The 13,944-nt window shown below is 47.7% G+C and carries 9 protein-coding genes and 1 CRISPR repeat array; all 9 genes read left to right on the top strand.

Annotated features, from left to right (window positions below; all coding sequences use genetic code 11):
• Nucleotides 1-132 precede the first annotated feature (132 nt).
• The 9 genes from THEAE_RS0112850 to cas1 all read left to right on the top strand — a co-directional run bounded on the left by THEAE_RS0112850 (nucleotide 133) and on the right by cas1 (nucleotide 13,873).
• On the top strand, nucleotides 133-426 hold the full coding sequence (locus THEAE_RS0112850; protein WP_005584029.1) for a DUF485 domain-containing protein: 294 nt from the start codon (nucleotides 133-135) through the stop codon (nucleotides 424-426).
• A 16-nt stretch (nucleotides 427-442) separates the two neighbouring features.
• On the top strand, nucleotides 443-1,975 hold the full coding sequence (locus THEAE_RS0112845) for a solute symporter family protein (RefSeq protein WP_028987760.1): 1,533 nt from the start codon (nucleotides 443-445) through the stop codon (nucleotides 1,973-1,975).
• Between the two features lie 227 nt (nucleotides 1,976-2,202).
• Complete coding sequence (locus THEAE_RS0112835; protein WP_039945174.1) at nucleotides 2,203-2,805, top strand: RraA family protein; 603 nt, start codon at nucleotides 2,203-2,205, stop codon at nucleotides 2,803-2,805.
• A gap of 71 nt (nucleotides 2,806-2,876) precedes the next feature.
• Nucleotides 2,877-3,866, top strand: coding sequence for a CRISPR system precrRNA processing endoribonuclease RAMP protein Cas6 (gene cas6 / locus THEAE_RS0112830; RefSeq protein ID WP_039944461.1), 990 nt, complete (start codon nucleotides 2,877-2,879; stop codon nucleotides 3,864-3,866).
• 220 nt (nucleotides 3,867-4,086) lie between these two features.
• A CRISPR array of direct repeats spans nucleotides 4,087-6,546; the repeat unit is 37 nt; unit sequence GTTGCAGACACCAAGACCCGATTGAGGGGATTGAAAC.
• A gap of 621 nt (nucleotides 6,547-7,167) precedes the next feature.
• Nucleotides 7,168-8,604: a type I-B CRISPR-associated protein Cas8b1/Cst1 gene (cas8a1, locus tag THEAE_RS0112820; protein WP_028987757.1), complete on the top strand. Its 1,437-nt coding sequence runs from the start codon at nucleotides 7,168-7,170 to the stop codon at nucleotides 8,602-8,604.
• Nucleotides 8,605-9,684 (top strand): type I-B CRISPR-associated protein Cas7/Cst2/DevR, encoded by a 1,080-nt coding sequence (cas7i, locus tag THEAE_RS0112815; protein WP_028987756.1) that lies wholly within the window; start codon nucleotides 8,605-8,607, stop codon nucleotides 9,682-9,684.
• A gap of 11 nt (nucleotides 9,685-9,695) precedes the next feature.
• Entirely contained in the window at nucleotides 9,696-10,451 is a 756-nt protein-coding gene (cas5b, locus tag THEAE_RS0112810; protein ID WP_028987755.1) for a type I-B CRISPR-associated protein Cas5b, read from the top strand.
• Nucleotides 10,432-12,789: a CRISPR-associated helicase/endonuclease Cas3 gene (locus THEAE_RS0112805; RefSeq protein ID WP_028987754.1), complete on the top strand. Its 2,358-nt coding sequence runs from the start codon at nucleotides 10,432-10,434 to the stop codon at nucleotides 12,787-12,789. Before cas5b ends, THEAE_RS0112805 begins: the two co-directional genes overlap by 20 nt.
• A gap of 61 nt (nucleotides 12,790-12,850) precedes the next feature.
• A complete protein-coding gene (cas1, locus tag THEAE_RS0112800) occupies nucleotides 12,851-13,873 on the top strand; it encodes a CRISPR-associated endonuclease Cas1 (protein WP_052329998.1) in 1,023 nt (340 codons plus the stop codon).
• Nucleotides 13,874-13,944: the final 71 nt, after the last annotated feature.

The raw sequence follows: 13,944 nt of genomic DNA, 5'->3' as shown, positions 1-13,944 counted from the left end.
GACAAAATATTTCCTTTATCAATAGATTTCCAATGAAATATCAATTGTATCTGTTTAGAATACTTGCATTATTTAAAGTTGTGATATATAATACAACTAGCTTTTTATCTGATGAAGAAAGGAGGAAAGGTTATGGGGAATTGGAGCAAAATTTCCTCATCCAAAGAATTTAAGGAACTAGAACGTTCCAAGGCTCTCTTTGTCTGGCCCATCACCATCTTGTTTATCCTTTACTATCTTTCTTTGCCTCTGCTCGCAGGGTACGCCAAGCCGCTGATGAACACCTATGTGGTCGGATCCGTCACCTTTGGCTACCTTTATGCCGTCGCCCAGTTTTTTGTAGCCTGGATCTTGGCTTTCGTCTACGTAGGGCGTGCGCGTCGCTTTGATGAAAGCGCTAACAAACTCCACGATGAATTTAAGTAGAAAGGATGGTTGATGGATGAATACACAGGTATTCGGGATTATTCTCTTTCTTATCATCGTTGGTGTAACCCTTTACATCACCTACTGGGCGGCAAAGCGGAACAAGAGCACCAGCGATTTCTATGCTGCGGGACGTTCCCTCAAGGGATGGCAAAACGGCATCGCCATCTCCGGCGATTATTTGAGCGCGGCATCCTTTCTGGGGATTGCCGGACTGATTGCATTAAACGGTTATGATGGATTCATGTATTCCGTCGGTTGGCTTGTCGGCTATCTGGTCGTCTTGTACGTGGTGGCGGAACCTTTAAGGAACTCGGGAAAATATACCATTGCGGACGTTTTGGCCTATCGGTTGAAGCCGGTGCCGGTCCGCACGATGGCGGCGGTCAACACGATCGTGATTAGTACCTTTTATATGATTGCACAGATGGTGGGAGCGGGTGCCATTATCCATCTTTTAGTAGGGATACCCTATGAAGTTTCCGTACTCATCATCGGTGTGCTGATGATCGTCTACGTCGTTTTCGGCGGGATGCTGGCCACCAGCTGGGTTCAGATCATCAAAGCCGTCCTCCTCATGGCGGCGACCATTTTAATTAGTATCCTCGTGCTTGCATACTTCGGCTTTAACTTATCTTCTCTCTTCGCCGGGGTAGCCGAGAAGAGTGGAGAGGCGATGCTTCAGCCCGGCCTTCTTTATAAGAACCCCATCGACCTCGTCTCCTTAGGCCTTGCCCTCATCTTAGGGACGGCCGGAATGCCCCATATCTTGATCCGCTTTTATACGGTGCCGAGCGCCCAAGAGGCAAGAACCTCCGTCGTCTGGGCCATGATCATCATCGGCGCCTTCTACATCATGACCACTTTCTTGGGATTTGGCGCAGCCTATTTCGTCGGCAAAGAGACCATCGTAGCCCAGGATAAGGGAGGAAACATGGCTGCGCCCCTTTTGGCCCAATATCTTGCAGGAGGGCCCGGCACGGTGGGAGGAGAACTCTTTATGGCCACGATTGCTGCGGTAGCTTTCGCCACGATTGTGGCGGTGGTTGCAGGTCTTACCATCACCGCATCCAGCGCCTTTGCCCATGACATTTACACCAACATCATCAAGAAGGGAAAAGCGACGGAGTTGCAGCAGTTTAAGGTGGCCCGTTACACCGCATTCATTGTCGGCGCCGTTGCGATCCTGATCGGAATCCTGGGAAAAGGGCAAAACGTGGCTTATTTGGTCGCATTGGCCTTCGCCGTGGCCGCCAGCGCCAACTTGCCGGTCATTCTCTTCTCCGTTTATTGGAAGCGCTTTAACACCGCCGGTGCCGTGACCGGGATGCTGGTGGGACTGATCGCTTCGGTCGGGCTCGTGATCCTTGGTCCCAGCGTCATGAAGGAGAATGCCCTCATCCACCTGGCCAATCCGGGGATCATCAGCATCCCCCTCGGATTCCTCGCCTCCATTTTAGTCACCCTCATGACCAAACCGGAAACAACGGATGAGAAATATGAGGAACTGTATGTAAAAGCCAATACGGGAATCGGAGCAGAGCTGTAGGAAAGAAGCTGTAATCCCATACAAGACATGAAATTGCGGCTCCATAAAAGAGTAACATTTATCCCCCCAACCGAATCAGGTGGGGGTTTTTCTTTTCCCACAGGTAATAAACGAGGTAAGTTCAAAGGGAGAGATGGAGGAAAAAAGGAGAGGAAGAGCGAATTATTTATGTGGAAAGATGTGAAGTGAAGGGAATGGATAAAATGACGGAGACGAAGAATGAAAGAATGGCGGAGTGGAAGAGCCTTTCCACCACGAGCATTTCCGATGCGTTGGGAGGACTGACCAACATGGATCCGGGAATCAAGCCCGTGGCGGATCATTTAAGAGTAGTGGGGAGAGCCTATACCGTGCGGCTCAAGGCGGGGGATAACACCCTGGTGTTAAAGGGGATCCGGGAGGCGAACCCTGGGGATGTGCTGGTGATAGATGGAAAGGGATACCTATACACCGCGGTTTGCGGAGACTTCGTCGCCGGTATGGCACAAATGGCAGGGCTTGCCGGCATGGTGGTCGACGGGGCGATTAGAGACATCGCAGGAATAAGGAAACTGAATTTCCCGGTTTTTAGCCGGGGGACGACGGTGGCGGCAGGAGAGAAAGGAGGCAAAGGAGAGACAGGCGGACCCATCTCCTGTGGAGGAGTTCCGGTGAGGTCGGGGGATCTCATCGTGGGAGATGCCGATGGAGTTGTGGTGATCCCTCAGGAGATGGAAGGTGAGGTGCTTAAAAAGGCAAAGGAGAAGCAGGCAAAGGACGAAGAACGGGAAAGACGCGTTTTGGTCGATCGAGAAACGGTGTTGAACTATTTGGATGAGATGTTAAAGTAAGAGGTCAATTTTGAATGGATTACAGGACATGGGATAATCGCATCTAACGACAGGATATAAAGGAGATCACCATGAAATATTTAGACGCCGGAGAAGAATTGTGGGCCATGCTCTCTCAGCTTAAAGTCGCACGCTTTACCGCCACGTTTCAGGCGGGAAATCGGGGGTTGTTCATGCCCAGGTATAAGGGTTCTTTATTTCGCGGTGCGATGGGGCACGCCTTCCGGGAATTAACATGCGCCTGCCCGCGGCGTCCCGGAGAGCCTGTGAGAGAACATTTGGAGGATTGCATCTATCAATATCTCTTTGAGACGAAATTGCCGAAGGATCTTCCCAACCTGCAGGGGAATGAAGAGGCGGTCCGCCCCTTTCTCCTTCTCCCTCCTTTAGAAGAGAAGGAGTATTATGCTCCCGGAGAGCGTTTTCAATTATCTTTCACATTATTCGGCAAGGGAATTGATTATCTCCCCTTTTTTATTCTGGTGTTGGAACGAATTGGGGAGATGGGACTTGGGAAGGAGAAGCTTAGAGCGGAGCTTCGCCAGGTTTTTTATGAAGATCTCGCCGGAGATTTGTTTCCAATTTATAATGGGGAGGAGAAAGTATTGTGCAAAGAGTATCCCGTTTATGAAGCGGGCTCCCTTTCTTCTATGCCCCCGGCGGATGGAGAACTGAACCTCTATTTTTTAACTCCCCTCCGCATGAAGGACAAAGATCATCTTCTCACACGGCCTGATTTCAAGGCGCTGGTGAGGGGAATCATCAGACGGGCTGTTTCCCTTCTCCTCATCCATCAAGAGGGGAATGTTGAAATTCCCGATTACCGTCCTTTTATCGAACAGACGGACCGGATCGTGTCCATCGCCGATGAAACCCGCTGGTTTGACTGGGAGCGATACTCCAATCGGCAAAAGGAGCGCATGAAGTTAGGGGGGGTGGTGGGAAAGATAACGTATTCGGGGCCCTGGCATCCCTATTATCGGTTTCTTAAATTAGGGGAGTGGATTCATGTCGGAAAATCCACCGTTTTTGGGTTGGGAAAGATAAAAGTGATCCCATAAATGCCCTGGTATCCCTTTGAGTGGATTAGCGATAATTGTAATAATGGGAGGCAAACTTGTTGTAAATCCTAATGAAGAAATGGTATAATCAAGAAAAATTCGTGGCTGACCTATCTTTTTTCACAATATGGCGATCTTCGAAAATTGAATGGGATCTGACTGTGATTCACTCGCCAGTAATCGCAATGAATGCTGACAAAATTCCTTGAAATCAAACTCGGTTGCAGACACCAAGACCCGATTGAGGGGATTGAAACATAAAACAACCCCAAGACTAATACTAGACATTGAGGGTTGCAGACACCAAGACCCGATTGAGGGGATTGAAACCGCACCGGTCCCTTAGACCGCGTATCCCAACTCGCTGTTGCAGACACCAAGACCCGATTGAGGGGATTGAAACCGCATTAACTGCTGTTGCTTTGACCCACGACGACCCGTTGCAGACACCAAGACCCGATTGAGGGGATTGAAACACATCTCGGCCTCGATCTCCCGGAGGCGCTTCTGCGTTGCAGACACCAAGACCCGATTGAGGGGATTGAAACCCACCACGACCGCCGTTTTCTTCGTTGCTTAGTCCGTTGCAGACACCAAGACCCGATTGAGGGGATTGAAACTAAAGTACTCAAGATCTACGTGTAGAGTAGGGTACTGTTGCAGACACCAAGACCCGATTGAGGGGATTGAAACATTTAAGCTCTATATCGTTTGTCGTTAAGCCTTCAGTTGCAGACACCAAGACCCGATTGAGGGGATTGAAACCCTGAACTTCCCCGCGGTCCACCAGGTAACCGTAGCGTTGCAGACACCAAGACCCGATTGAGGGGATTGAAACGGTGCCGGTCTTCGTCTTCCGGCGACGACCTATACGTTGCAGACACCAAGACCCGATTGAGGGGATTGAAACTTCCTTACGCTCTTTTCCCTTAATCTGCCAATCTCGTGTTGCAGACACCAAGACCCGATTGAGGGGATTGAAACCCATTTATCACCCATAAATGCTTTTTTCGTCGTTGCGTTGCAGACACCAAGACCCGATTGAGGGGATTGAAACCGCTTTGGTTCGCCGCTACCGATCCTGGCGTAAAAGGTTGCAGACACCAAGACCCGATTGAGGGGATTGAAACGCTCCAATAGCTCGTCCTCATCCCAATACCCGCACACGTTGCAGACACCAAGACCCGATTGAGGGGATTGAAACCTTGTATCGTCGTGCTATCGGTTCACTTGATCTCACGTTGCAGACACCAAGACCCGATTGAGGGGATTGAAACTTATACCACCGGTATACCGGCACCTTTTCAAAAGCGGTTGCAGACACCAAGACCCGATTGAGGGGATTGAAACCTCTTTCCGTCCCCGGCGTTCGCGATGCCCAGGTCTACGTTGCAGACATCAAGACCCGATTGAGGGGATTGAAACAAAGTTAAAGCTGGACCAGTGACGTTCGCTCCTGGATGTTGCAGACACCAAGACCCGATTGAGGGGATTGAAACGCAACCGGCGGCCGGCGAGGAGTACGACATTGTCGGTTGCAGACACCAAGACCCGATTGAGGGGATTGAAACACCCAGCTCCACTTCGACGAAAGATCGTTCGCTCAGTTGCAGACACCAAGACCCGATTGAGGGGATTGAAACGCTGAATGGCCGCCTGTCGCTCATGCACGGCTTGCCGGTTGCAGACACCAAGACCCGATTGAGGGGATTGAAACAACACTCCCGGTAAACGATCTCCAGATGGTTCGCTTAGTTGCAGACACCAAGACCCGATTGAGGGGATTGAAACTTAAACGAACCGAAACCGATACCTAAAGCTCCGAGGGTTGCAGACACCAAGACCCGATTGAGGGGATTGAAACCGAAGAATATCAATGTGCTTCTCTTCCGGAACCTTGCTTAGTTGCAGACACCAAGACCCGATTGAGGGGATTGAAACATTATAGATGATAGAATTGTAATATTTGGTCACACTCCGTTGCAGACACCAAGACCCGATTGAGGGGATTGAAACTTGATTGGCCGGATATTATCGTTGTCGTCGCGTTTGAGTTGCAGACACCAAGACCCGATTGAGGGGATTGAAACCCTGTTCGCAGTTCAGGATGATTTCTGCCGTCTCCGTTGCAGACACCAAGACCCGATTGAGGGGATTGAAACTTATCTTTGAGCCCTTTGGTTATGTGCCTTATCAGTTCGTTGCAGACACCAAGACCCGATTGAGGGGATTGAAACCAATGCCGACAGACCGGATGAAGGTGTCGTATCCTGTTGCAGACACCAAGACCCGATTGAGGGGATTGAAACTTTCATAAAGAACACGCATTTTGCATCCTCCTTTCTGTTGCAGACACCAAGACCCGATTGAGGGGATTGAAACTCCTTAAAGCGTTCAAATCCCTTCACAAAACGGCATCTAGTTGCAGACACCAAGACCCGATTGAGGGGATTGAAACGGTATGTCTCTCGGATCGAAGTGAATAACTCCGTAACGTTGCAGATACCAAGACCCGATTGAGGGGATTGAAACGCTACAGAACTATCGCTACCTTTTACAGTTAATACCCTTGTTGCAGACACCAAGACCCGATTGAGGAGATTGAAACCCGGTACTATCTCCGGATATTCGTTTACCATCTCAGTTGCAGACACCAAGACCCGATCAAGGGAATAAAAAAATTAGGATAACAGCCTTCAGCGTCACAATTTAGGATCAAGGTGAAAAAGTTTATGAATAAATTTAAAAAGTTTTCAAACGCTCTCGAATTTCGGGGGCGTTTTTTTTCACGAAAACTTGATAGATGCTAAAGGATGCATCGAGTTTGATGAATTGTGAAAGGGTAGGGCAATAGATACAAAATATAAAGATGATGTTTATGGAATGATATGAAATAAACGAAGTAGGTTTTAAACAGGATCACAAGGAAAATATGCAAAATTAACATTAGGGAACATAGGTTCCATGACAATATGTTGTCAAAACCATGTGCTATGAATAAATAGGAAACTTAATAAAAAACCTTCCTACCATGATCCTAGGGACCTATCAATAAATGCGGAAATTGTGATCCATCATTTCCTTTTTCTAATGGTGCCGCATTAGCGTCATGGAGGCCTAAATACTAAGTAGTAGTTAGGGATGGGAGGGAAACGGAAAACGAAAGCGATAGGTAAAAAATTTCAGGGAAAAGGAGGGAAAAAGTAAAAGAGAAGAGAATCTTATAGACGAGAAAACGAGAAAAGTACGTCATCATCGATGCTGAAATCTACGGATGGAAGGAGGTGCATGAAGCTTGCTTATGCTAACGAATCATCCGATGATTGATGTAGGGATTGCGGTGATTGTAAGCCATTTCGATCTTGATGATCCTGCCGACGTCACGAAAGAACAATTAAAGGAGTTTGCCCAATATCTCGAGAAAACCTACTCCTCGCCATACTTTCACTCGTTTCTCTCCGTTCTCTTTCCTAATTCCGCTTATGTCAATCCGACGATGAAGGAAGAGCGGAAACGGGAAGCATTAGATGAGGTTCTGTATGGTTTTCTAAAAGATGAAGAAGGATCTAATGGAACCTGCTCCTTTTGCGGGCAACCTTCCCACTTTCGCGCATTTCGCCAACACGTTCCACTCCTTACCGGTGAGGGGTTAATCAATTTTTTCCCGAGCCGTCGAACAGGATTGGAAATATGTCCTTATTGTTTGTTGGCGGTTCAAGCCTTCCCCCTGGGTTCCCTTAAAATCTCCGGTCAAGCCTTCTTTGTTCATGCCGATGATTTTAATGTCACGATTGAGCTCGCCCACCGGTTTAAACTAATGAACGAACAGAATGCTTTGCTTAAGGAGGCCAAGGCATCTCCTGATATGAAATATCCGAAAACCCAGTTTATTCGACAATTCCTAGAGGTGGATCGTTTTTTGAAATACGAAGAGCCGGAAGGTTCTGTGACTATCTACCATCTTACAAATTATGGGACAAACGCGGATATTTCCATGTATCATCTACCGGTGCAGATTCTCTCCTTTGTGTATGACATGAAAAGTGCTGCCTTCTATCAAACTTGGCAGCAAATGGCACATGATGCCTGGGGAGTTCCATCGAAGAAGGGAAAGAAAGGAGAAAAAGGAACTCAATCCTTCAATCTTCCCAACCGCCTGTATGAAGATCTCTTCGATCTTCCGGCCGGATATGCTTCATTTATTCGCACACATCTCGTGGAAGGGGCAATTCGGCGATACAAGTCGCTTTTAAACGGGAAAGAAAAGGATATTCTTCATTATTGGGAAATAGGGAAACATTTGATGAAGGAGGTGGTGCAGGTGAGAGAGGAGAAAATCGAAGAAATAAAACAGATGGCCGATCGGCTGGTAGAATATCTGTTAAAGACGGACGATCACCATTTTTTTCAGAGGTTTTATCATTTACGGAATAGGAACAAATATGTGGAATATGAAGAATTGCGAAATCTCTTTATTAAGGCCAACAATCATGCCATCCGTCATGGAGCAAATCTCGATCAATCGTGGGAACTTCCCATCACTTTTGATCAATTTATCAACGTCTTTGAACAATGGGAGGATCCCTATGAAGGAAACTGGCAGGTGGGAAGAGACCTCATTCTCATACGGATGATGGAACAATTGTATGAGAAGAAGTGGTTTACCCGTCATCGGGAAATCCTCAAGGAGAGTGAGCCGGAAGAGGATGAAAATCAATTGGAAAAGGAGGAAGCGTAAATGTCCCATTTAACAGGTTTATTGTTAATCGATGCATCGGCATCCGCGTTAAATAATCTCGGAACGCTAACGGGGGAAAGGACAGACAACAAGGTGGGCGTAAAGCAAATCTTCGTTGGCAGCAAAAGTTATCCCTATGTTTCCGCCCAGGCATTCCGTTACTGGCTCCGCACCACCCTGGAAACCTCCGGAGAGATTGAATGGCACAACGCCCCCATTTTCCGTGAAGCGAAGATCGCTTACACGGACTCCAATCCGATTCGCTATTGGGATGATGATCTCTTCGGATATATGCGCGCAGAATCGAAGAAAAAAGGTGCGAAAAAGGAAGAAGAAAGGGAGGAAACCCCAACGACCGCGACCTTAACCCGCGTCTCTCCCTTTCGGGTCAGCACATTAGTCGCTATAGCTCCGACCCGCGTGGTGGACGATTTCGGCGTGATGGCCCGTCACGAAGGCGATCCTGTTCCCCATGAACATCAATTTTACCGGTCTACCCTCAAAGGACTATTATCCCTCGACCTTCGATCCGCCGGGACGTTTTGGACGGTCTCAAAGACGGGCTTTAAGAATTTGGATGAAGTCCGCATCAAAGAGGCGCAGGAAAGCGGGCTTGAAAAGGTGACGGTAGATTCCATGGAGGCATACCGCCTTTCCGATCGCCAAAGAGGAGCGCGGATCGCTTCTCTTTTACAAGGAATTGCGGCTTTGGAAGGCGGGGCGAAACAATCCCTTCATTATACCGATGTAACCCCCAGCTTTGTCCTCTTTGCCGTGACCAAAGGAGGAAATCATCCTTTTAACTATGTGGTACAAGCGAATCGCGATGGAGACCCCATTATCCATACGGAAGCCCTGCGAGAAGTATTACGGGTTTATCATGATCAGATCCTCTCTCCGTTGTATGTGGGTTGGCCGCGTGGATATATGGATGGACAAAGGGAAGAGGTCGTCTCCCTGCTGAATGAATTGCGGGAGAACCATATCCTCGAAGATTATGTAATCGGCCATCCCCGGGAAGTGGTTTTGCAACTTGCCGCATCGTTTAACGATGAGAGTCATTACAAATGGCTTGATTAGGAGAGAAGAAGATGGAAGTCCTTAAACTTGAGTTTGAAGGGATGACGGCTTCTTTTCGCTACCCCCATTACACATGGGGTAGGCAACCTACCTATTTCATGCCGCCACCATCCACCATTTATGGGCTCATTAGTGCGGCCATCGGGAACTGGGTGGATCCCCACACCATGAAGTTTGCCTATCAGTTTCAATATGAAAGCAAAAGTGAAGATTTGGAACATGTCCATGCCGTTTCCGCTTCCGGTGGCAGTTTTCCCTACCAAGGACAGAAGGTACCGAAGAATCTTGATGGAAACATCAATCCGATTCAAAGGGAGTTTCTTTATCACCCGAAATTAACCCTTTACTTGGATCGTCTGGATTTCAGGGAACCATTCCTTGAGCCGCGTTACCCCCTCGTCCTTGGCCGCTCCCAGGATCTGATTACCCTTCTATCGGCCAAGATCCTAAAGCTGCAGGAGTCGGATAAGGTATATTTTGAACATACGCTTCTCCCCTGGGAATGGAGGCCCTTGACGAGAATGGGCATAACGGTCATGATGCCTCAATTTATCGACACTGCCAATGAACGTCAAGTGACATTTGCCCGATTTATCATCCTCCAGCAAAGGCTTTATTCCCTTCAAAATGAGGAGAGGAGTCTGTCGAATAAGCATGTGATGATGCAGATCGGTCATCAACATCGGAAATTTTGGTTTGATCCTGAAATGGATGAAGAGAAAGGGTATGGGCGGGGGGTAATCTTTCATGAGTTTTTCCCTCAATAATTGGCGCACGCATCCCTCCGTACTTCACCTGGAATCCATTCTTGCCAAGTCGGAAAGAAGGTCGGAAGGATCCGAATCTCTTCTGGATCATACATTTAACGTGATCCTAGCGTTAAAATATTTGCTTGATCGCCATCCGCATGTCTGGGAATTTAAAGAAGAGCTTTTTTGGGCGGCACTACTCCATGATTTTGGCAAGATGGCTAATGGGTTCCAGAGGCAGTTAACCACTGACGAACCTTGGGGAGAGAGACATGAAGTCCTCTCCCTCTCTTTCCTTGACTGGGTCATCCCTCCTTCGGAAGAGATCTTGCGGAAACATGTGATTACTGCAGTTCTTACCCATCACAAAGAATGGGAAAAACTGATCGAACGTTATCCTCCCTATTCTTCCGTAAGTGAGAAACATATAGAGGAGCAGGTGAGGGAACTTCCCGGTCATCTCTTTCCTGATCTATGGGATTTCATCCGTGAGGTGGTGCCGGTCTGGAAACGTGAATTGGGATTTGGTGAGATCCTTTGGGGAGAGATATGGAGGGATAAGAGGAATCGCGCACCCAGATTCCAAGACTTCGTCCCCCGTGCAGTCCATGTCATTATGACCGCAATTCACCAAACTGACCGTGAGATCCATCAAAAGTTTGGAATGCGGAAACTGGATAAAGCGGAAGCCAAGATCGGGATACTCCTACGAGGGGCCCTACTGGCAAGTGATCATCGTGCTTCGGCAGGAAGGATTGAGATACAACCCCTAAAGGTCTCTTCCCAACGAGAGATCATGGAACGGTTTCATCTGGATGAGGATCACCTCTATCCCCATCAACGGCAAGTGATGAAGGTAAAGGGATCCGCTCTTCTCATCGCCCCCACAGGAAGCGGGAAAACAGAAGCGGCCTTACTTTGGGCTTTTGCTTCATCCTTTTCACATTTCATCTATCTTCTCCCCTATCAGGCCAGCATGAATGCCATGTATTTGCGCCTTCATTCCATCTTCCCTGGGGCTGTCTCTCTAAAGCATGGGAGGGATTTGCAATTTTATTATTATCGGCTGATGGAAATGGAGATCGGGACTGAGAGCGCGGAAAAAGAAGCGAGGAAAATACGGAACGTTGTAAACCTACATCTCTTCCCCATTCGCGTTTCTTCACCTTATCAGATCCTGAAAGTATTTTTTCGGACCAAAGGGTATGAAGCGGAAATCGTCCGGCTATCCAATAATCGCATCGTGGTCGATGAGATTCATGTTTATGACGTGGTTCGGACCGCCATGTTGATAAAAGCTTTTGGGTATTTGCAGAGGGAATGGGGGGTTGAGTTCCTCTTCATGACAGCTACTTTTCCACAACTTCTTCAGCAGGTTTTGCAAGAAGAGCTTCGCTTTCAGGCATTGATTAAACCGGCATCCGAGTTTTATCAGAAAGTGCGGAGGCATCATATTCATTTCATTCACCGCGATCTGCTCGACGATGAGTCGATCCGGATCATCGAAAGCCGTATAGAAAAAGGAGAGAGAGTGCTGATCGTCTGCAACACAATATCTAGGGCGATGAAGATGTACAGGCGATTAAAAGCGGGCAAAATAAAAATTACTTTGCTGCTCCTTCATGGGAAATTGCATGGAAGGGATCGTTTACAGGTGGAGAAAGAAATCCTGGAACGAATGAACAAGCCTTCCTCCCAAAAGATACCTACCGTTTTGGTAGCGACCCAAGCGGTTGAAGTTAGCCTGGATGTTAGCTTTGAGGTCGGGTTTAGCGATCCGGCTCCCTTAGAAGCGATGCTCCAACGGTTGGGAAGAGTGAATCGGAAACCATTTCCACCCGAAAAGATTTGTGATTTTTATATCTGTACCTCACCTACCCGTTTTCAAGGGATATACAGGGAGGAAGAGGTCCTTCGATCCTTAGAAATTCTTCGAAAAAACGGCGAAAGCTTCATTCTGGATGAAGGCAGGGTAAATGAGTGGCTTGATTGGATCTATTCCGGAGATTTGCGTGACGATTGGCTGACACGGTATCGTTTTGAGGCGGAAAGGTTTAAGCGGGCAATCCTGGATTCGCTCGCCCCGTATTCCGCCGATAAAGAGTTTTCTGATGAGTTCTTTGAACAATTCGACAGCATCCCTGTCCTGGCCGTCAATCTTATGGAGGAGTATATCACGCTTGCCAACCGCTCTTACCTGGAAGCGGACCAATTGCTCGTTCCTGTTTCGAGATATTTTTATAATAAATATAAGTCCGAGGAGAAACCGGTTGGGCTGGAGGATGTTCATGTTGTCAATGTTTATTATGTGAATGGATTGGGTCTGGATGTGAAGAATGAAGACGAAGGAGACTAATTCACCTTCTTTTTGGGAAGGATGGAGGTTATGAAGGAAGGTTTATAGGAGGGGAATCTCTTTGTTGCTCCAGGAATTGGTAGTTGACCAGTTTGGCGTCTCCATCGGAAAGACGAGTGAACGGATTGTATTAAAGAAAAGGGGTGAAGTGCTGGGAGAGTATTCCATTCTGGATATGGAAGATGTGATTGTCATGACAAAGGGGGTGACGATCTCCTCCGATGTATTGCAGTTGTTGCTGGAAAATGGAATACAAATCTACTTCACCGACTACCGGGAAGAACCTTATGCAATGCTGTACTCCCCTTATCTCCATGGAACCGTAAAGACGAGGAGAGAGCAGTTTGCCAGTCTCTCAGATGGGCGGGGCGTTTATATCGCGAAGCAGTTTGCCGTCGGAAAGGTGCAAAACCAGATTAACAACCTCAAGTATTTCCTTCGCAGCAGGGGAGGAATGGAACGGGAAGAAATCGAGTCTGAAATCGCAGGAATGGAGAGGTATTTAAAAGAATTGAAGCGCATCGAAGAGAGAAAGTTGGAGGAGGTAAGGCAAACCATTTTAAGCCTGGAGGCTCATGCGGCCCACCACTATTGGCGGGGGGTAGAACGGCTGATTCAGGATAAAATTCCTTCTTTTAAGGGCAGGGAGAAATGGGATGCTCAGGACCCGGTCAATATGATGCTAAACTATGGATATGGAGTATTGGGAGCAAAAGTTCTTGGTGCCATTGTACGGGCAGGGCTGGAGCCTTATGCAGGGTTTATTCATGCAGATCGATCCGGGAAACCCTCCCTGCGGTTTGATCTTGTCGAAGAATTTCGCGCACCTATCGTGGACCGGGTTGTCATAAGTTTGCTATCCAAGGGATTTAAACCTGAAGTGGAAGAGTGGGGGGATGGAAAGGGACTTGTGATGGAAACCCGAAAACATTTTAAAGAAAAGCTATTTAAGAGATTCGATGCGAGGGAGAAATATAAGGGAAAGGATTATCTGCTTAAAACAATCATTCAATTGCAAGCCCGCAGCCTTGCTTCCTATTTTCGTGAGGGAAAAACGTATAAAGCGTTTATCGCCAAGTGGTAATATCGTATGTTTGAGTGAAGAGGAGAAAAAAATAACCCTGTGAAAGCATGACTTAGGTAGGTTTATGAGGC

Source organism: Thermicanus aegyptius DSM 12793 (assembly GCF_000510645.1).
Taxonomy (GTDB): domain Bacteria; phylum Bacillota; class Bacilli; order Thermicanales; family Thermicanaceae; genus Thermicanus; species Thermicanus aegyptius.
This window is presented reverse-complemented; position numbering and strand designations above follow the sequence as displayed.

Coding starts and splice junctions, on each gene's coding strand:
- THEAE_RS0112850 (WP_005584029.1), top strand. CDS start 133: ATGGGGAATTGGAGCAAAATTTCCTCATCCAAAGAATTTAAGGAACTA.
- THEAE_RS0112845 (WP_028987760.1), top strand. CDS start 443: ATGAATACACAGGTATTCGGGATTATTCTCTTTCTTATCATCGTTGGT.
- THEAE_RS0112835 (WP_039945174.1), top strand. CDS start 2,203: ATGGCGGAGTGGAAGAGCCTTTCCACCACGAGCATTTCCGATGCGTTG.
- cas6 (WP_039944461.1), top strand. CDS start 2,877: ATGAAATATTTAGACGCCGGAGAAGAATTGTGGGCCATGCTCTCTCAG.
- cas8a1 (WP_028987757.1), top strand. CDS start 7,168: ATGCTAACGAATCATCCGATGATTGATGTAGGGATTGCGGTGATTGTA.
- cas7i (WP_028987756.1), top strand. CDS start 8,605: ATGTCCCATTTAACAGGTTTATTGTTAATCGATGCATCGGCATCCGCG.
- cas5b (WP_028987755.1), top strand. CDS start 9,696: ATGGAAGTCCTTAAACTTGAGTTTGAAGGGATGACGGCTTCTTTTCGC.
- THEAE_RS0112805 (WP_028987754.1), top strand. CDS start 10,432: ATGAGTTTTTCCCTCAATAATTGGCGCACGCATCCCTCCGTACTTCAC.